This is a genomic window from Albidovulum inexpectatum (genome assembly GCF_002927635.1).
GTDB classification, from domain to species: Bacteria; Pseudomonadota; Alphaproteobacteria; order Rhodobacterales; family Rhodobacteraceae; genus Albidovulum; species Albidovulum inexpectatum.
This window is the reverse complement of sequence record NZ_PRDS01000004.1, coordinates 273,333-291,800: the sequence shown is the minus strand read 5'-3', so window position 1 is coordinate 291,800 and position 18,468 is coordinate 273,333. Positions and strand designations below refer to the sequence as shown.

Sequence of the window (18,468 nt, the reverse complement as noted above, 5' to 3'; positions counted from 1 at the left end):
GGATCGCCCGGCCTCTGTCCTTGCGAAGGGCCCCCATCCGAGGAAGGACCCCATGTGAAATTTTCATGACATCGCGGATTCGGCGCTGACGTGGCGCTGTATTTCGGTTATTCATGAAGTATGGAAAACGTGATTCCCGACCGCCTGACCGTTCTGGGCCACCCGCAGCGACTTGCGCTGTTTCGGCTGCTGATGCGGCGCTATCCCGACCATGTGCCGGCCGGAGAGCTGGCGCAGGCGCTGAACCTGAAGGCTTCGACCCTGTCCAGCTATCTCTCGGCGCTGATGCAGGTCGGGCTGGTCAGCCAGCGGCGCGTTGCGACCTCGCTGCAATACGCGGTGGTGATCGATGCGGTGCAGGAGACGCTGGACTATCTGGTGAACGATTGCTGCCGCGGCCGGGTCGAGGCCTGCGCCGCGCCGCCACGGGCGCCGGGGCGGCGGAAATTCCGCGTGCTGTTCATCTGCTCGGGCAATTCGGCGCGCTCGATCATGGCCGAGTCGATCCTGCGGCACGAGGCAGGCGACCGTTTCGAGGCGTTTTCGGCCGGAACGCGGCCCTTTTCGGAACTCAACCCCCTGGCCGTGGACCTGCTGCGCCGCAACGGCCATGACGTGACGCCCCTGCGCTCCAAGCATGTGTCGGAATTCCAGCGGCCCGACACGCCGCCCTTCGATTTCGTCTTTACCGTCTGCGACCGCGCCGCGAACGAGGACTGTCCGGCATGGCCGGGCCAGCCGGTCACCGCCCATTGGGGCCTGCCCGACCCGGTACGCGCCGAAGGAAGCGAAGCCGAACGGGGCCTGGCCTTCCAGCGCTGTTTTGCCACGCTGGCCAATCGCATCCGGCTGTTTGCGGCGCTGCCCTTCGAGACGCTGGATCGCATGTCATTGCAGCGCAAGGTCGATGACCTGGCGCGTTCGGACAGGGAGACCGAAGAATGACGACCTATGCGCTGAACGGACTTGGCCGGATCGGCAAGCTGGCCCTGCGTCCGCTGCTGGAACGCGGCGCGCGCATCGCCTGGATCAACGATGCGGTGGGCGATGCCGCCATGCATGCGCATCTTCTGGAATTCGACTCGGTGCATGGCCGGTGGCCCGCGCGGTTCGCGCATGATGATGGCGCCGTCCTGATCGACGACCACCGCCTGCCCTTCATCGGGATGCGCGACCCCGCGCAATTGCCGCTTGACGGGGTGGACGTGCTGATCGACTGCACGGGCGCGTTCAAGACCGCGCGCAGCCTGGCGCCATTTTTCGCGCGCGGCGTGAAACGCGTCGTCGTCTCGGCCCCCGTGAAGGATCCCGACGCCGCCAATATCGTCTATGGGGTCAACCACGACATCTATGATCCGGCCCGTCACCGGATCGTCACCGCGGCCAGCTGCACGACGAACTGCCTGGCCCCGGTGGTGAAGGTCATCCACGAAAGCCTGGGCATCCGGCACGGCGCGATCACCACGATCCATGACGTGACGAACAGCCAGACCATCATTGACCGTCCGGCCAAGGATCTGCGCCGCGCGCGTTCGGCGCTCAATTCGCTGATCCCGACGACCACGGGGTCGGCGACTGCGATCACGATGATCTATCCCGAGCTCAAGGGGCGGCTGAACGGTCATGCCGTGCGCGTGCCGCTGCTGAATGCTTCGCTGACCGATTGCGTCTTCGAGGTTGCGCGCGAAACCGACGCCGACGAGGTCAACGCCCTGCTGCGCGCGGCGGCCGAGGGGCCGCTGAAGGGGATACTGGGATTCGAGCACCGGCCTCTGGTGTCGGCCGATTTCGTGAACGACACGCGCTCGGCCATCGTCGACGGGCCTTCGACCATGGTCGTCGCGGGCACGCAGGTGAAGATCTATGCCTGGTATGACAACGAGATGGGCTATGCCCATCGCCTGGTCGATGTTGCGCTGATGGTCGGGGGCGGAGCGTGATCGACCGGACGCGGGGGCTGCGCGCCTATGTGGCGGTGACGGCCGCCTACTGGGCTTTCATGCTCAGCGATGGTGCGCTGCGCATGCTGGTGCTGCTGCATTTTCACGAGCTGGGCTATAGCCCGGTTCAACTGGCATGGCTGTTCCTTCTTTACGAAATCGCGGGGATCGTGACGAACCTGTCGGCGGGCTGGATCGCGGCGCGGTTCGGGCTGGTGGCGACCCTGCGGGCCGGGCTGGCATTGCAGGTCTTGGCCCTGCTGGCGCTGGCGCGGCTGGATCCGGGCTGGCCGGCGGCACTGTCGGTGCCCTTCGTCATGGCAGTGCAGGGTCTCAGCGGCGTGGCCAAGGACCTGGCCAAGATGTCATCGAAATCGGCGGTCAAGCTTCTGGCGCCCAAGGGCGATGGCGCGCTGTTTCGCTGGGTCGCGTGGCTGACGGGGTCGAAAAACGCGGTCAAGGGGCTGGGCTTTCTGCTGGGGGCCGCGCTGCTGGCGCTGGCGGGGTTCCGGGTTTCGGTTCTGGGCATGGCGGCGGTTCTCGGGGCAATCCTGGTGGCGGTGCTTGTGGCCATGCCGCCGGGTCTGCCCGGCGGACGCAAGGGGGCGAAGTTCACCCAGGTCTGGTCGATCTCGTCCAACGTGAACTGGCTTTCGGCGGCCCGGGTTCTTTTGTTCGGCGCGCGCGACGTCTGGTTCGTGGTCGGCATCCCGATCTATTTCCATTCGGTCCTGTCCGACGGCACGCCCGAGGGCGCGCGGCGGGCGTTTTTCCTGGTGGGCGGCTTCATGGCGGGCTGGATCATCCTGTATGGGGCCGTTCAGGCCGCGGCACCGGCGATCCTGCGCGCCCGCGCCCGGCCCGAACATGAGCTGATCGCCGCCGCGCGCGGCTGGGCCTGGGCGTTGGCGTCGATCCCGGCGTGTCTGGCGCTGGTGGCGGCGAATGCCCAGGGGCCCGCGCCGTGGCTGACGGTCACGCTGATCCTGGGGCTGCTGGCCTTTGGCGGGGTCTTCGCGATCAATTCGTCGCTGCATTCCTGGCTGATCCTGGCCTTTTCGCGGGCCGAGCGCGTGACCATGGATGTGGGCTTTTACTACATGGCGAACGCCGCGGGTCGGCTTTTGGGCACGCTGTTGTCGGGCCTGACCTATCAGCTGGGCGGTCTGGCGCTGATGCTGACGGTGGCCGCGCTGATGCTGGCAGGTTCGGCCATCGCGGCGGGGAGACTGCGCCCGGAACCGGCCTCAGCCTGAGCCCGGACGCGCAAGCCGCGCGGCAAGACGCCCGTCGATCGCCGCAAGACCCGCGCCGATCAGCGCCATGCCCAGCAGATGCCGGGGGGCCAGAACCTCGCCCAGGATGCCGGTGGCCAGAAGGATCGCGCTGACCGGGACCAGCAGTGTGACCAACAGCAGGTTCGTCGCCCCCGCGCTGGCCAGCAGGCGGAAATAGATGATGTAGGCCAGCGCCGTGGACAGGACCGCCAGCGCCACGACCGCAAGCACGGCGCCCGTGCCCGGCGGTGGCATCTGCCATGGCCGGTCAAGCAGCAATGCCACGGGCAGCATCAGGCAACTGGAGGCCACGACCTGTCCGGCGGCGGTTGTCATCGGGGCGATCCCCATGCGCCGGAAGCGGCGGCCATAGATCCCGGCCAGTGCATAGGACAAGGCCGCGGCCAGGCACATCCCCTGGGCCAGGAGGTTCGCGCCCAGCTCGTGCACCGCGTCCATGCCGATCATCACCGCCACGCCCGCAAGGCCGACCAGCACGCCGGTCAACCGGCCCGGCGTCAGGCGTTCGTCGCGGGTCAGGACATGGGCGCACAGGACGCCGAACAGCGGCGTTGATGCGTTCAGGATCGCGGCGACGCCCGATCCGACTTCGCGTTGCCCGGCGACGATCAGGGAAAAGGGGATGGCGTTGTTCAACAGGCCCATGACAAGGAAGGCCGCCCAGATGCGCCGGTCTCGTGGCAGCTGCAGCCCCCTGATCCGCAGGACAGCCACCAGGACGACCGCCGCGATGACGACCCGGCCGGTGACGACCGATAAGACCGGCAATTCGGAAACCGCGATCTGGTTGAAGAAGAACGACCCGCCCCAGAGCACCGACAGGCCGATCAGCATCGCCCATTGCGCAGCGTTCATCGGCCGTGCGGTCGTTTGGGTGTCGGTCATGTCGCTGCTCCGGTTGCGCCACGTCGTGCAGACTTGCCGAAGCGCGGCGGCCGGACAACCCGGAACCTGCGCTTTCGCGCTAGCAGCAGCCCCGGCCAAGCTGGATGGGCGGGCAGGGCACCGTGCCGTAGGAACAGAAGACGCAACAATCGCCGGGTCTGGGCCGGAATACCTTGCCGCATGCCTTGCATTCATAAAAGAACTGGCAGGAATCGGTCGGCATCGTCTCGGTCTGACGATGGCCGCATTCGGGGCAGGTCAGCGTGCTTTGCAGGATCGGTGTCGCTTCGGTCATCGTGTCACATCCATGAAATCAGCAGGTCGTTGATGCGTGTCTCGTTGGCGTAGATCAGCCATGCGGCGGCCAAGAGAAGCCCGCCCGCGGCCAGCCCCGTCCGGTGCCTTCGCGCGGCCCCCCGGCGGATGGCCAGCCCCCAGGCCAATGCGAAAAGCGAGGTCGAGACGGTCAGGATCGGCAAGGCAAACGCCGAGGCGCGCCCGACCGCCCCGACCCACGCGCCGCCCACCCCCAGCCACAGCAGGGCCAGCGGCAGAACGCAGCAGCTCGACACTCCCAGCGCGGCAAGGGCCGCGATCACGCTGGCGCGGATCGATGTCATCCGGATACCTCCTGAAACGGTCTTGTGCCGGGCCGCGCGGACTCGACGGATCGGGCATCAGCGTGCATCCTGTAGCGGCTACAGGATCAAGCAGGAACACATCACATGTACGCGATCGGGGAAGCCGCGCGGCTCAGCGGGGTCGGGATCGAGACGATCCGCTATTATGAACGCGAGGGGCTGATCGCGCCTCTGCCGCGCAGCGCCAGCGGACGCCGCGCCTTTTCCGCGGATGCCGTGGCCGAACTGGCGCTGATCCGCCGCTGCCGCGATCTGGGCTTTGGGCTGGCCGATATCCGCGCCCTTCTGGGCCTGACGCGGGGTCAGCCCGATTGCGATGCGGCCCGTTCCGTCGCGCAGCGTCACCTGGACCGCATTCGCGACCAGATCGTCCATCTGCGGCGGCTGGAGCAGGTGCTGACCGAACTGGCCGCGGGCTGCGACGGGCAAGAGGCGGGCTGCGCGCTGCTGGATGCCCTGCAGGGGCCGGCCGGATCCGCCTGACACCAATGTCACCGCCGCGCGATGCGCAGCCCGGTCTCAGCGCCGCCGGAAGACGGAATAGCGAAAGGCCTGGCTGCGCCCCGAAGGCGTTTGGTGGAGATGGCGGAAGGATTGGAGGAGTTCGAACCCGTCGCCCAGCTCGCGCGACAGCGATGCCGCGTCATGGCGCATGACCGGCAGGCCGCTGCAGCGTTCGGGGCCATCCTCGGCAAAGGTGGCAATGATGACGCGCGCGCCGGGTTCGGTCGCCTCGATCAGGCGCCGGCGGTAGGCCGCGCGCTGTTCGGGTTCGGTCAGAAAGTGGAACACGGCGCGGTCGTGCCAGACATTCCAGCGCCGATCCGGCGTCCAGGTCGTGACATCGGCCACGATCAGCCGGGGCTGCACCGCCAGATCGGCGAACTGCGCCGTGACCCCGGCCAGCGCGATGGGCGAAAGGTCAAGCAGTGCCAGATCGCGAACCCCGCTGGCGATCAGGGCCCGGCCCAGGCGCGCCCGGCCCGCGCCGATATCGATCACCGACAGATTGCCGGCAGGCCCGCCCTGCAGGACGAGGTCCAGACTGGGCTGCGGGTCTTCCTGGTGCCAGGTCAGGTCCCGATCGGCGCGGCCGTCATAGACCGCGTCCCAATGCGAGGCAGATACAGGTGTCGTCATCCCGGCGGTGCTTCTGGCGCAATGATCCATTGCGCCATTCTGGAACGCGCCCGGAGGCCCGATCAGTGACAAAGTCACCTGTCGCGGAAATTCCCAACCGCCACGCCTGCGCTACATCTTGCCCTTCCAGGGCACGACCCTGCGTTCGATGAACCGCATCAGTATGTCGAAGGCATAGGCGATCGCGGCGATCAGGATGATGCCCACGATCACCGTCGCCGTCTGCAGGAACTGCGAGGCCGACAGCACCATGTAGCCGATCCCCTTGGTCGCGGCGACCATCTCGGCGGCGACCAGCGTCGTCCAGCCAAAGCCGATGCCGATGCGCATGGCGGTCAGGATTTCCGGCATGGCCGAGGGCAGGATGACATGGCGGATCACCTTCCAGCGGCTGGCGCCAAAGGAATAGGCGGCATGGATCTGCTCGATCCCGGCCGAACGCACGCCCGAGCGCGCGCCAAGCGCGACAGGGGCAAAGACCGACAGGAAGATCAAGAGCACCTTGGACGTCTCGCCGATGCCGAACCAGATGATCATCAGCGGCAGATAGGCCAGCGGTGGAATCGGGCGGTAAAACTCGATCGGTGGGTCAAAGATGCCGCGCAGCGTCGGGCTGATCCCCATGCCGATGCCCAACGGAATGCCAATGGCACAGGCCAGCAGGAAGGCGCCGAAGACGCGCTGCATCGAGATCAGGACGTGGTCCAGCAAGGTGGTGCCGGTAAATCCGTTCTGCACCAGGCTGACGAACTTTTCGATCACGGCGCCTGGCGAGGGCACGAAGAGCGGCTCGACCCAGCCCATCCAGGTGACCAGCCACCAGACGAATATCAGCCCGGCAATCGTGGCGACGCTGAGCAGCCGCGTGTCGCCCTCGCCGGGCACGCCATAGACTTCGCCCGGGCGGGTGGCGGTGCCCTTCGAAAGCCGTGCCAGCCAGCCGGGGCGCTCGGATCTGCTTGGGTCGGACATGCTCATTGCAGGGCCTCCTCATCGGCAAAGATGATCTGCAGGACGGCCTCGCGCAGTTCGATGAAATCGGGCGAGGCCTTGACCTGGCGGGCAGACTGCCCCTGCAGGAACCGCTGCGAGAAGGGCAGGTCGAAACGATGGGTGACACGTCCGGGCCGCGGCGACATGACGATCAGCCGGGTGCCCATGAACAGCGCCTCTTCCACGCTGTGGGTGATGAAGAACACGGTCTTGCCCGTGTCGCGCCAGATCTTCAGGATCAGCTCTTGGGCCTTTTCGCGCGTGAGCGCGTCCAGCGCGCCCAGTGGTTCGTCCATCAAGAGCACGCGTGGGTCGCATGTCAGCGCGCGCGCGATGCCGACGCGCTGCTGCATGCCGCCTGAAAGTGCATAGACTGGCGCCCGCTCGAAGCCTTCAAGCCCCAGAAGGGCGATGAACTTGCGCGCGACCTGGTAGCGCTGCGCCTTGGGCACGTCCTGAAGCTTCAGGCCGAAGGCCACGTTGTCCAGCACGTTCAGCCAGGGCATCAGCGCGTGTTTCTGGAACACGACCGACCGGTCCGCGCCCGGCCCGGTCACAAGGCGCCCGTCCAGCCGCAATTCGCCCGAACTGGGCGAAAGAAAGCCCGCGATCAGGTTCAGCAGCGTGGACTTGCCGCAGCCCGACGCGCCAAGGGCCACGACGAAGTCGCCTTCGTCCATCGTCAGGTCGATCTCTTTCAACGCCTCGACGGGCGGCCGCCCGTCGCGCGCGGGGTAGATCACCGATGCCTTGTGGATTTCCAATCCCATGGGTCTGCCTGCCTCTTGTCTTGACGGGTGTGCAAAAGGCGCCCGCCCCGGGAAATTCCCGCGGCGGGCCGTTGCGGATTATTGTGCCGCTTCACGGGCGTATTCGGCGTTGACGAACGGCGAATAGTCGTCGCGCACCGTATCAAGACGTCCGGCGGCCTTCAGGAATTCGGCCGTATCCTTGATCGTCTGGTCGGCCTTGCCCAGCCAGGTATCCGTCACCTGCTCGGCCATCGGCAGGAAGCCGAAGCCTTCAAGAATGCCGGGCACCTGCGAGGGGTCCGCGCCGGTGGCCGCGGCCACGGTCTTGACCGGCTCGCTGTCGGGCGTCCAGGCGGCGGGGTCATCAAGATACATCTTGTTCACCCGGTCGATCTCGCGCAGGAAGGCAACGATCTTGTCCTTGTTTTCCATGCCGAATTCGCGGTTGATGACCCAGGCGTCAAAGGTGGGATAGCCCCATTTCGCGGTCTCGTCGGCGCCCAGGATCAGCTTGCCGGTCTGCAGGATCTGCGACTGGACCGGCTGCCAGATCCACGCCGCGTCGATCACGCCCTGTTCCCAGGCGGCAGCGATCTGGTCGGGCGGCATGCTCATGATCGTGACGTCGCTTTCGGCGATGCCCTCGTGCTTGAGTGCACCCATCAGCGAATAGTGCGCGGTCGAACCGACAGGCACGGCAACGCGCTTGCCCTTCAGGTCAGCAATGCTTTCGATGCCCGAACCGTCATGCGCGATCAGCGATTCGGCCTTTCCGATGATGTCCGAAAAGGCGATCATCTGCAGGTCCACCCCCTGCGTGGCGGCGATTGCCAGCGGCGAGGAGCCGAGTTCCGACAGCACGACATCGCCCGAGGCCATGGCCGCGATCACGTCGGTCCCGGCCGCGAACTTGCGCCATTCGATATCCCAACCCGTGGCCTCTTCCAGCGCGTCCGAACTTGCCAGCAGCTGCATCGGCGTGGGGTTGCCGAAATGGCCGATGATGATCGTTTCGGCGCCGACGGTCCCGGCCACCAGGCCGCTGGCCAGGATGCCGCCGGTGAGGCCCCGCAAGACTATTCCGATCATGGTTTTCCTCCTCTGTTGTGATGGGCGCGGATTTTCTGGCGCCCTTGTGGCCGATGCCCCGGACCGGGACACCGGAATTTCTTCAGACTTCGCAGCCCGCATCCGAAGCGTGCGACGAAGGTGACGCAGGGGCAAGCGCGAAAGCGACGATTCCGCCGACCAGCGCGTCCAGCGTGTCGATCAGCGGGCCGCCCGGCGGCGCGGGTTCCATCGCCAGCGAAAGCTCGGTGCAGGCCACCAGGCTGACCCGCGCGCCGGACCGTTCCACCGATGCCCGGGCCGCGTCCAGCGCCTGGCGTTCGGTGTCGGTCACGCCGGCGCGCTTGATCGCGCGGATCGCCTGCAGCAGCCCGTCCTGCGCCTGTGGGTCGGGATGGACCGCGTGCAATCCCCGCGCGGCCAGCGCGGCGTCGAACACGCCCGTCAGCCGCACGGCCGGAGAGGCAAGGATGCCCACCGTGGCGCCCGGCCCAGCCGCGCGCAGGGCGGCATCGACGGACAGTTCGATCATGTCGATCAGGGGGATCGTGACCGCCCGGCGGATCGCCGGGGCATAGTGATGGGCGGTGTTGCAGGGCATGGCCAGCGCCATGGCGCCCGCCTGCTGCAACCCGCGCGCCATGGCGACAAGGACGGGCTCGGGGCTCGGGCCGGTGCCCTCGATCAGCGCGGCGATGCGCGATGGGACCTGCGGGTTCATGTCCACGAACAGGGGGATGTGATCGCCGTCATCGCGCGCCGGAACGGCGCGGATCAGCCGCTGCATCAGCAGGACGGTCGCCTCGGGGCCCATCCCGCCCAGGATGCCGATGCGGCGCGGAGCGGTCATGCACGCGCCCCGGCGGCCAGCGCCGTCGCTTCTTCGACCAGGATCTCGCCGATCGTCTGGCAATCGGCGACCGAGAAGGTCAGCGGAATGCGCATGTCGAACAGGGTGGACAGGATCTTGTCGGTGCGCGTCAGCGACTGGGGGGACAGATAGCGCCAGCTGCGCCAGGTCGAGGTATAGCCCGCCGGTTCGGCCGCGCCGAACCACTTGAGCTCGACCCCACGCGCGGCGGTGGCGTCCACGAAGCTTCGCGCGGCATCCGCATCGATGCCCGGCAGGCGGAACTGGATCGAGCTGCCGACCCGCAAGGCCTTGTCGGGACGGTCGGGCAGGGCAATCGCGGGGCAGGTGCGCAGGATGGCCTCCAGCGCCGCATGGCGTTCGTTCCATCGCGCGATATTGTCGTTCAGCCGCGCCAGTTGCGGTCGCAGGATCGCCGCGCGCAGATTGTCCATCCGGGCCGAGAGGTTGGGCATCTCGTATCGGGCATCGGCGAACGCCTCGGGCTCGGGCGGGGTGCCGTGGCGGTCATACAGCATGTACGACCCCGACAGGATGATGGCGCGCGCCATGATCCGCGGATCGTCGGTGACAAGAAGGCCGCCCTCGCCGGAATTCAGGTGCTTGTAGGTCTGGGTGCTGAAACAGCCGATCGTGCCGAAACTGCCGCTGAGCCGTCCGTCCCACCGCGCGCCCATCGTGTGCGCGCAGTCTTCGACGACCGTCAATCCGTGAGAGGTGGCGACGTCCATCACCCGATCCATGTCGGGAAGATGGCCGCGCATCAGCGACAGCATCAGCACCCGCGCGCCGCTGGCCGTGGCCTTGCGCGCAAGATCATCAAGGTCGATCACCAGGTCCGGCGTGATATCGACCAGAACGGGTTCGGCCCCGACCGCGTGGATCGCGCCCGGAACGGGGGCCAGCGTGAAGGCATTGGTCAGCACCCGGTCGCCCGGGCGCACGCCAAGCGCGCGCAGCGCGATCTGCAGCGCCGCGCCGCCAGAGGTCGTCGCCAGACAATGGCGGGCGCCCTGCCATGCGGCATATTCGCGCTCCAACAGGGCGGCGTGGGGCTCTTCGCCCGCGACCATGTTGTAGCGGTGCAGTCGGCCGGAACGCAGCACCTCGGTCGCTGCGGCGATCGCGTCTTCGGGGATCGGCTCCTGCTGGGTGAAGTTGCCCGAAAAGGTCTTGCCGTTCATGGTGCCGCCCCCAACGATTCGCGCCATAGGATCGAGGCTTTGAGCTCGACCGGCGGCACCGGGTCCTGCCCGTCACGCAGTTTCATCAGGATCTCGGCCGCGCCGCGGCCCATCTGGCGATGCGGCACATGCACGGTCGTCAGGCCGGGTGTCACGATCTCGGCCAGGTCGATATCGTCGAAGCCCGTGATCGAGACATCGCCGGGCACGTTCAGGCCCATCGCCCGCGCCTGACGCAGCGCGCCGGCCGCCAGAACGTCGTTGCCGCAGACGACGACCGTGGGCCGGGGGCGCCTTTGCATCAGCTGCGCGAAGCCGGCCGCGCCCGCGTCGATGGAATAGCGCGCCTCGACGGTCGTCAGGTTGTCGGCCGCAATTCCGGCCCGTTGCATGGATTCGGCCACGCCTTCGGCGCGCAGGCGGGCGCGGTCATTGCCATAGCGGACGCCCGAAAGCAGCCCCACATGCCGGTGTCCCAGCCGGATCACCTGCTCCATCAGCGCCATCATCGCCTTGCGGTTGTCGAAGCCGATCGAGGGATGGGGCTGCGAGGGATCGTGGCTCCAGGTCACGACATAGGGCACGCCGCGCCGCTGCAGCAGACGATAGCTGTCCTCGGGCCGGTCATGGCCGATCAGCATCACGCCATCGACGCCACGCGCGGCCAGGTTGCGGATCTGCTCCTGCTCGAGCCCCGGATCGTAGGACGAGCTGGCCACCAGCAGGGTGATCCCGTGCCGGCCCATCTCCTCCTGAAAGGCCTGAAGACCACGGGCAAAGATCGCGTTGTCCATCGTGGGGATCACCGCGCCGAAGGTGTCGGTCCGCCGCGCCGCCAGGGCGCGCGCGCCGAAATTCGGCGCATAGCCCAGTTCGCGCACGACGCGCATCACCCGCTCGCGCGTCTGCCTGGTCACGCGGTGCGGTTCGTTCAGACAGCGCGACACCGTGGCCGAGGACACCCGGGCCGCCCGCGCGACATCCGCAAGGGTCGGGACATGTCCAGAGCGTTGCGTGTCGTCGGCCATCGTCATGCCCCTTTCCCTGGCAGCCGGTCGGATCGGCGGTCGTGCCATGGGTAACATACATCATAAACGGAGGTCATGAAAGCGCTTGCATGACGCGATGTAAGCGCTTACAAGTAACAATGTTCGAATCGTGGCGCAGGAGGAGGCGCAACGATGTTCCTGGCAGCAGCAGCAATCCTGGCCTTGGCGTTCATCGCGAACGTCGTTTTCGGCGCATTCACCGGCATCGCCCTGCTGTCCGACGTGACCGAGATGCTGGTGCTGTTCGCCGCCTCGGTCCTTTTCGTGATCGAAATTCTCAGGCGCGAAGCCGCCGAACAGGAAAAAAGCGGCCGCGATCAATGATCTTCAGGGAGGAAGACAATGGATATCAAGCGTGACGAGCTGGAATCGGCGGAACGCCGCAATTTCTTCAAGCTCGTGGGGGCGGGCGGCTTTACCGCGGCGATGGTCGCGGGTGCGGCCGGCATGCTGTGGTCGGACGAGGCCGTGGCCCAGACCCAGCAGGAAGAGCGTGAGCGCGAGAAGGCCGCCGAATACACGATGACCATCGCCACGGCCTATGTGCTGGGCGCCTCGCGCAGCTATCCGATCATGCAGCTGGACCTGAAGGAAAACATCCAGAACGCGACGGATGGCAAGGTCTATGTCAAGCTGGCGCCGGGCGGACAGCTGGGCGCGGGCGGCGCGCTGGCTCAGGCCGTGCAGACGGGCACCATCCAGTGCGCGCAGCATTCACTGTCGAATTTCGCGCCCTTTGCCAGCGCGGTCGATCTGATCAACCTTCCCTATTTCTGCGGCTCGAACCAGCGTTTCGTGAACCTGGTGACCTCGGATGCCTGGAAAAACGAAGTGCACCCCAAGATCGAGGCCTCGGGCTTCAAGGCGCTGTTCTATGTCGTCATCGATCCGCGCGTCGTCGCGGTGCGCAAGGGCGGGCCGGGCCCGGTCATTCTGCCTTCGGACCTGAAGGGCGTGAAGTTCCGCGTGCCGGGCAGCCAGATGCTGCAGCAATATTACCGCATGGTGGGCGCCAACCCGACGCCGGTTGCCTGGGGTGAAACGCCCTCGGCCATCAAGCAGGGCGTGGCGGATGCGCTGGACCCGTCTGTCGGCGCGCTCTATGTCTTTGGTTTCAAGGATATCCTGAGCCACGTCACCTTTACCCAGGCGGTGCCCGACAGCCAGGTCTATTCGGTCAACCTGGAATGGTTCAACGCGCTGCCCGCCGATGTGCAAGAGGCCATCATGTGGGCGGGCGAGATGACCTTCCACCAGAACCTGGCCAAGGTGCCGTCGGCGCGGACCTTTGCGATGGCCGAGCTGCGCAAGGCGGGGGTCGAGTTCCACTCGCTGACCGAAGAGCAGCTGGCCGTGTGGAAGGAAACCGGCGGCTATCAGCGTCCCGAATGGGACCAGTTCAAGGTCGATCTGGCCGGTTCGATGGACGCCTTTGCCCGCCTGGAAGAGGCCGCGGGCACGCAGTCGAAATACTACGTGCACGACGCCTGAGCGAACGTCCTGCCGGGGCGCGGCGATGGTGCCCCGGCGCATCTTGAACAGGATGACGTCAATGATCGTGCGGTCCGCGTGGCCGCGCGGGGGAGGAAGTCATGCCGGAATGGCTGCGCAAGCTGGATCAGAACGCCGAACGCTGGGCGCTGCTGGTCTTCTATACCATGCTGGTCGGCACGATGTTCATCGAGGTCCTGCGGCGCGAGCTTCTGGCCTATTCCTCGATCTGGGGCGAAGAGATCGTGCGCTATTCCTTCATCTATCTTGCCTGGATCGGCGCGGCTGCGGCGGTCAAGGAACGCGGCCATATCCGCATCGACGTGATCCTGCATTACCTGGGCCGGCGGGCCAAGGCGCTGGTCTATATGCTTGGCGATATCGTGATGTTCGTCGTCGCGGTGATCGCCCTGTATTTCTCGTTCGAGACCGTTCTGGTGTCGGCCAAATTCGGGTCGGTCACCCACGGTCTGCGCATCAGCCAGGTCTGGTTCCTGTCCGCCGTGCCGATCGGCTTTGCGCTGGTCATCATCCGTCTTGTCCAGTCGTTCCTTCGGGATCTGGCCGACCTGCGCGCAGGCCGGCCGGTCTATGAAGGCGACAAGCTTTTCGACTGAGGGTCCGCCATGCTCTGGAACCAGCTTCAGAACCACACGGTCGATCTTGGCTGGGACTTCTACGGCCCGGTCCTGCTGTTCGTCGTGCTTGTGGCGCTGGCGGTGCCGGTCTGGGCGGCGATCGGGGCGGCGGCGATCCTGATGCTGGTCTGGTCTGGCGCGCTGCCGCTTGGCCTGGTGGGCGAGAGCCTGTTTCACGGCATCGACCATTTCGCGCTGACGGCGGTGCCGCTGTTCATCCTGACGGGCGACGTGCTGGTGCGCACGGGGCTGAGCCGCAAGTTCCTGGACGTGGCCGAGGCGCTGACCCAGTTCGCGCGCGGCGGCTTCGGTTCGGCCACGGTGCTGGTCTGCGGCATGTTCGCGGCGATCTCGGGCTCGGACGCGGCGGGCGCGGCGGCGGTGGGCCGCATGACGATCGACCGGCTGGTGGAATCGGGCTATCCGCGCCCCTATGCCTGCGCGCTGGTCGCGGCGGGCGCCTGTACGGGCATCCTGATCCCGCCCTCGATCGCCTATATCATCGTGGGACTTGTCCTGGGCATCTCGGCCTCGACGCTGTTCATGGCGGCCTTCATTCCCGGCCTTGCCATTCTTGTCTCGATCCTGATCACCAACATCATCATGAACCGGCTGTATGGCTGGGAGGGCGGCGGCAATATCTCGCTGTCCGAATACGGCACAAGGCTGTGGCGCGCGCTGAAATCGGGCTGGTATGCCTTCATCGTGCCGGGGATCATCTTCTATGGCATCTTCTCGGGCCGGCTGACCCCGACCGAGGCCGGCGCGACGGCGGTTGTCGTGACGATCATCATCGGCTTCATCCTGGGCACGCTGAAACTGTCGGACTTTCCGGCGATGCTGGTCAGCTCGGCCAAGGTAAACGGGGTGATCCTGCCGATCATCGCGTTTTCGCTGCCGCTGGCGCAGGCGCTGGCCATCATGGGGGTTCCGCAGGGCTTCGTGACCGCGGCGACATCGGTCAGCGACGAACCCTGGGTCCTGATCCTGATGATGATCCTGATCCTGATCGCCGCCGGCTGCGTGATGGAGACGACGCCAAACATCGTCATCCTGGCCCCGATCCTGAAGCCGCTTGCCGACAATATCGGCATGAACGAGATCCAGTTCTGCGTGATGCTGATCACCGCGCTTGGCGTGGGCTTCATCACGCCGCCGCTGGGGCTGAACCTGTTCGTCGTCTCGGGGCTGACCGGGGAATCGATTCTCAAGATCGCGTGGCGCGCGATCCCCTTCGTCTTCTTCATGCTGATCGTGACGTTGCTGATCGCCTATGTGCCCGCGATCTCGACCGTCCTTCTGCCCGACATCTACAAGTAGGAGCGCCCGATGGCCCGCGAATACCTCAAGAAAGCGCAAAAGCATTCCACCACCGATGCCTCGGAAACCCAGCGCATCGTGCGCGAGATCCTCGATGACATCGAGGCCCGCGGCGACGCGGCGGCGATGGACTACGCCCGCAAGTTCGACAAGTATGACGGCCCCATCCTGCTGGGGGCCGAGGATATCGAACGCGCCGCCGCCCAGGTGCCCCGGCAGCTGCGCCGGGATATCGAGTTCAGCCATGCCAATGTGAAGAAGTTCGCCGAGGCGCAGAAGGCCACGGTGAAGGACTTCCAGATCGAGGTCATCCCCGGCCTGACCGCGGGGCAAAAGGCGATCCCGGTCACGACGGCCGGCTGCTATGTGCCCGGCGGTCGCTACAGTCACATCGCCAGCGCCATCATGACCGTCACCACGGCCAAGGTCGCGGGATGCGAGAACATCATCGCCTGTTCGCCGCCCCGGCCCGGCATCGGGATCGCGCCGGCCATCGTCTATGCCGCCCATGTCTGCGGCGCCGACCGCATCCTTGCCATGGGCGGGGTGCAGGGCGTGGCCGCGATGACCTTCGGCCTGTTCGGCCTGCCAAAGGCCAATATCCTGGTCGGCCCGGGCAACCAGTTCGTGGCCGAGGCCAAGCGGATGCTGTTCGGCCGCGTGGGCATCGACATGTTCGCCGGCCCGACCGACAGCCTGATCCTGGCCGACCGGACGGCCGATCCGATTATCGTGGCGGCCGATCTGGTGGGCCAGGCCGAACATGGCTACAACTCGCCGGTCTGGCTGGTCACCGACCACCGGCCACTGGCCGAAGAGGTCCTGCGGCTGGTGCCCGGCCTGATCGATGACCTGCCCGAGCTGAACCGCGAAAACGCCCGCGCCGCCTGGCGCGACTATGCCGAAGTCATCCTGTGCGAGGGGCGCGAGGAAATGGCCGCCACCGCCGACGAATACGCCCCCGAACACCTGACGGTGATGGCGGCGGACCTGGACTGGTGGCTGAACCGGCTGAAATGCTATGGTTCGCTGTTCCTGGGCGAGGAAACCACCGTCGCCTTTGGCGACAAGGCTTCGGGCACGAACCACGTTCTGCCCACTTCGGGCGCGGCGAGCTACACCGGCGGGCTGTCGGTCCACAAGTTCATGAAGATCGTCACCTGGCAGCGGGCCACGCCCGAAGGGATGAAGCCCGTTGCCGAGGCGACCGCGCGCATCTCGCGCTTCGAGGGGATGGAGGGCCATGCCCGCACGGCCGACATCCGGCTGCGCAAGTATTTCCCGGACGAGGATTTCGTGCTGGCGGTCGAGGGCTGACATGGCACGCGTGGCGGAGCTGTTCGACGTCTCGGGGCGGGTCGCCTGCGTCACGGGCGCCAGTTCGGGGCTGGGGCGGCGCGCGGCGCTGGTTCTGGCGCAGAACGGCGCCCGCGTCGTGGGCGTGGCCCGCAGGGCCGAGGCGCTGGAGGACTGGCGCGCCGAGGCAGGCGAGGGAACGGCGGCGATCGCGGGCGACGTGGCCGACCGCGAGGGCCTGGACGATCTGGCGCGGCGCATCGCCGAACCCTTTGGCCCGCCTGACATCGTGATCCATGCCGCGGGACTCAACACGCGTGAAAAGGCCGACGAGGTCACGCCGCAGGGATGGGACCGTACGATCGCGCTGAACCTGACGGCACCGTTCTTCCTTAGTCAGAAGCTGGTGCCGGCCATGCGCAAGCGCGGCTGGGGCCGGATCGTGACCTTTGCCTCGCTGCAATCCTTCCGCGCCTTTCCCGGCGGGGTGGCCTATGGCGCCTCGAAAGGCGGGATCGCTCAGCTGACCCGCGCCATGGCCGAAGCGTGGTCGCGCGATGGCATCAACGCAAACGCGATCGCGCCGGGCTTTTTCCGCACGGAACTGACCGCGCCGGTCTTTTCCGACCCCGACCTGGCCGCCCGCAATGCCGCGCAGACCTGCATCGGCCGCAATGGCGAACCCCAGGATCTGGACGGGCCGATCCTGTTCCTGTGCTCGCCGGCTTCGAACTATGTCACGGGCCATGTGCTGATGCTGGATGGGGGGTTCACCGCGAAATGAAGGCACTGGTCTATACCGCACCGCACCATCTGGAGATGCGCGAGATGCCCGATCCGGCCCCGCGCCCGGGTGAGGTACTGGTCGCGGTCGAAAGCGTGGGTATCTGCGGCTCGGACATGCATGCCTGGGCGGGCCATGACGAACGCCGCCCCGCGCCGCTGATCCTGGGCCACGAGGTCGCGGGCCGCATCCTGACCGGTGCGCGCGCGGGCAGCCGGGTGGCGGTGAATCCGCTGGTCACCTGCGGCACCTGCCGGGCCTGCCGCGAAGGGCGCGACAATCTGTGCCCGGAACGCCAGATCATCTCGATGCCCCCGCGCGAAGGCGGCTTTGCCCAGCTTCTGGCCATGCCCGAAGGCAATCTGGTCGATGTGCCCGATCATCTGTCCTTCGACCAGGCCGCGCTGGCCGAGCCGATCGCCTGCGGCTGGCACGCAGCGCGGATCGCGCGCGCCCATCCCGCCGGCGCCGCGGCTGATGCCCGCGCGCTGGTCCTTGGCGGCGGGGCGATCGGGCTGGGCGCGGCCTTGTGCCTTGCCGCGCAGGGCGTGGCCGACATCCTGATGGTCGAGCCCAACCCCGCGCGCCGCGCCGTCCTGCAAGAGCGTTGCGGCCAGCGCGCCGTCACGCCGGACGATCCGGCCGCGCAGGGGCCGTTCGATATCGTCGTCGATGGCGTCGGAATCGCTGGGACGCGCGCGCAGGCTTCGCGCGTGGCGCGGCCGGGCGGGATCATCGTCCATATCGGCCTGGGCAGCGCCGAGGGTGGGCTGGACGTGCGGCGCATGACGTTGCAGGAAATCACCTTTGTCGGCACCTATACCTACACCGCGCAGGATTTCCGCGACACGGTGCAGGCCATGTCCGACGGCCGCCTTGGCGCGCTGGACTGGGCCGAGACGCGACCTCTGGATGCCGGGGCGCAGGCCTTCCACGACATTCGTCAGGCCCGCGTCGCCGCGCCGAAGATCATTCTGAAACCCGATCCCGCAAGGGGTTGAACCGATGTCCGATCCGTCGTGCAATTCGCGCCCGGAACGCGCCGCCTATGCCGCCACGGCCACGGGCTGTCCTGCCGGCACGGCGAAAGCAACGAAACCCAAGGCGATCGAACGGGG

At 66.9% G+C, this 18,468-nt stretch carries 21 protein-coding genes; 11 read left to right on the top strand and 10 right to left on the bottom strand.

Features of this window, described 5'->3' with window-relative positions:
• The first annotated feature begins 120 nt into the window (after window positions 1-120).
• The 3 genes from LV82_RS08455 to arsJ are packed head-to-tail and all read left to right on the top strand — an operon-like array spanning window position 121 to window position 3,196.
• Window positions 121-945 (top strand): arsenate reductase/protein-tyrosine-phosphatase family protein, encoded by an 825-nt coding sequence (locus tag LV82_RS08455; RefSeq protein WP_104070753.1) that lies wholly within the window; start codon window positions 121-123, stop codon window positions 943-945.
• Entirely contained in the window at window positions 942-1,940 is a 999-nt protein-coding gene (locus tag LV82_RS08450) for an ArsJ-associated glyceraldehyde-3-phosphate dehydrogenase (RefSeq protein ID WP_104070751.1), read from the top strand. The genes LV82_RS08455 and LV82_RS08450 overlap by 4 nt, the downstream gene beginning before the upstream one ends.
• Window positions 1,937-3,196 (top strand): organoarsenical effux MFS transporter ArsJ, encoded by a 1,260-nt coding sequence (gene arsJ, locus LV82_RS08445; protein ID WP_104070748.1) that lies wholly within the window; start codon window positions 1,937-1,939, stop codon window positions 3,194-3,196. The genes LV82_RS08450 and arsJ overlap by 4 nt, the downstream gene beginning before the upstream one ends.
• On the opposite strand, the gene LV82_RS08440 is transcribed toward arsJ, so the two are convergent.
• From LV82_RS08440 to LV82_RS08430, 3 genes are all read right to left on the bottom strand, one after another.
• Window positions 3,188-4,123 carry a DMT family transporter gene (locus LV82_RS08440; protein WP_104070746.1) on the bottom strand — a complete coding sequence of 312 codons (936 nt, stop codon included), beginning with the start codon at window positions 4,121-4,123 and terminating at the stop codon, window positions 3,188-3,190. The two genes, arsJ and LV82_RS08440, sit on opposite strands and share 9 nt — an antisense overlap.
• A gap of 79 nt (window positions 4,124-4,202) precedes the next feature.
• A complete protein-coding gene (locus LV82_RS08435; RefSeq protein ID WP_104070744.1) occupies window positions 4,203-4,418 on the bottom strand; it encodes a GDCCVxC domain-containing (seleno)protein in 216 nt (71 codons plus the stop codon).
• A 4-nt stretch (window positions 4,419-4,422) separates the two neighbouring features.
• Window positions 4,423-4,743 (bottom strand): hypothetical protein, encoded by a 321-nt coding sequence (locus LV82_RS08430; RefSeq protein WP_104070742.1) that lies wholly within the window; start codon window positions 4,741-4,743, stop codon window positions 4,423-4,425.
• A gap of 105 nt (window positions 4,744-4,848) precedes the next feature.
• Here LV82_RS08430 and LV82_RS08425 point away from each other — a divergent pair, with 105 nt between their 5' ends.
• Window positions 4,849-5,247, top strand: coding sequence for a MerR family transcriptional regulator (locus tag LV82_RS08425; protein ID WP_104070740.1), 399 nt, complete (start codon window positions 4,849-4,851; stop codon window positions 5,245-5,247).
• A gap of 36 nt (window positions 5,248-5,283) precedes the next feature.
• On the opposite strand, the gene LV82_RS08420 is transcribed toward LV82_RS08425, so the two are convergent.
• The 7 genes from LV82_RS08420 to LV82_RS08390 form a co-directional block, all read right to left on the bottom strand.
• Window positions 5,284-5,904, bottom strand: a complete 621-nt coding sequence (locus LV82_RS08420) for a class I SAM-dependent methyltransferase (protein ID WP_104070738.1) — start codon at window positions 5,902-5,904, stop codon at window positions 5,284-5,286.
• A 111-nt stretch (window positions 5,905-6,015) separates the two neighbouring features.
• A complete protein-coding gene (locus tag LV82_RS08415) occupies window positions 6,016-6,882 on the bottom strand; it encodes an ABC transporter permease subunit (RefSeq protein WP_104070736.1) in 867 nt (288 codons plus the stop codon).
• The gene (locus tag LV82_RS08410) at window positions 6,879-7,667 is read right to left on the bottom strand and encodes a taurine ABC transporter ATP-binding protein (protein ID WP_104070734.1); all 789 of its coding nucleotides are present in this window, start codon (window positions 7,665-7,667) and stop codon (window positions 6,879-6,881) included. The genes LV82_RS08415 and LV82_RS08410 overlap by 4 nt, the downstream gene beginning before the upstream one ends.
• A 78-nt stretch (window positions 7,668-7,745) precedes the next feature.
• A complete protein-coding gene (locus LV82_RS08405) occupies window positions 7,746-8,738 on the bottom strand; it encodes a taurine ABC transporter substrate-binding protein (RefSeq protein ID WP_211289185.1) in 993 nt (330 codons plus the stop codon).
• Window positions 8,739-8,820: 82 nt separating this feature from the next.
• Entirely contained in the window at window positions 8,821-9,567 is a 747-nt protein-coding gene (cuyB, locus tag LV82_RS08400; RefSeq protein ID WP_104070732.1) for a cysteate racemase, read from the bottom strand.
• Window positions 9,564-10,772: a DegT/DnrJ/EryC1/StrS family aminotransferase gene (locus tag LV82_RS08395; protein ID WP_104070730.1), complete on the bottom strand. Its 1,209-nt coding sequence runs from the start codon at window positions 10,770-10,772 to the stop codon at window positions 9,564-9,566. The genes cuyB and LV82_RS08395 overlap by 4 nt, the downstream gene beginning before the upstream one ends.
• Window positions 10,769-11,800, bottom strand: coding sequence for a LacI family DNA-binding transcriptional regulator (locus LV82_RS08390; protein ID WP_425427743.1), 1,032 nt, complete (start codon window positions 11,798-11,800; stop codon window positions 10,769-10,771). The genes LV82_RS08395 and LV82_RS08390 overlap by 4 nt, the downstream gene beginning before the upstream one ends.
• 153 nt (window positions 11,801-11,953) lie before the next feature.
• Here LV82_RS08390 and LV82_RS08385 point away from each other — a divergent pair, with 153 nt between their 5' ends.
• The 7 genes from LV82_RS08385 (at window position 11,954) to LV82_RS08355 (ending at window position 18,351) form a co-directional block, all read left to right on the top strand.
• Window positions 11,954-12,145: a hypothetical protein gene (locus tag LV82_RS08385; protein WP_104070727.1), complete on the top strand. Its 192-nt coding sequence runs from the start codon at window positions 11,954-11,956 to the stop codon at window positions 12,143-12,145.
• An 18-nt stretch (window positions 12,146-12,163) separates the two neighbouring features.
• Window positions 12,164-13,312: a TRAP transporter substrate-binding protein gene (locus tag LV82_RS08380; RefSeq protein ID WP_104070725.1), complete on the top strand. Its 1,149-nt coding sequence runs from the start codon at window positions 12,164-12,166 to the stop codon at window positions 13,310-13,312.
• Window positions 13,313-13,413: 101 nt separating this feature from the next.
• Window positions 13,414-13,929: a TRAP transporter small permease gene (locus tag LV82_RS08375; RefSeq protein ID WP_104070724.1), complete on the top strand. Its 516-nt coding sequence runs from the start codon at window positions 13,414-13,416 to the stop codon at window positions 13,927-13,929.
• Between the two features lie 9 nt (window positions 13,930-13,938).
• A complete protein-coding gene (locus tag LV82_RS08370; protein ID WP_104070722.1) occupies window positions 13,939-15,270 on the top strand; it encodes a TRAP transporter large permease in 1,332 nt (443 codons plus the stop codon).
• A 9-nt stretch (window positions 15,271-15,279) separates the two neighbouring features.
• On the top strand, window positions 15,280-16,587 hold the full coding sequence (gene hisD / locus LV82_RS08365) for a histidinol dehydrogenase (RefSeq protein WP_104070721.1): 1,308 nt from the start codon (window positions 15,280-15,282) through the stop codon (window positions 16,585-16,587).
• A gap of 1 nt (window position 16,588) precedes the next feature.
• The gene (locus tag LV82_RS08360; protein ID WP_104070719.1) at window positions 16,589-17,350 is read left to right on the top strand and encodes an SDR family NAD(P)-dependent oxidoreductase; all 762 of its coding nucleotides are present in this window, start codon (window positions 16,589-16,591) and stop codon (window positions 17,348-17,350) included.
• Window positions 17,347-18,351, top strand: a complete 1,005-nt coding sequence (locus tag LV82_RS08355) for a zinc-dependent alcohol dehydrogenase (protein ID WP_104070718.1) — start codon at window positions 17,347-17,349, stop codon at window positions 18,349-18,351. Before LV82_RS08360 ends, LV82_RS08355 begins: the two co-directional genes overlap by 4 nt.
• Window positions 18,352-18,468 lie beyond the last annotated feature (117 nt).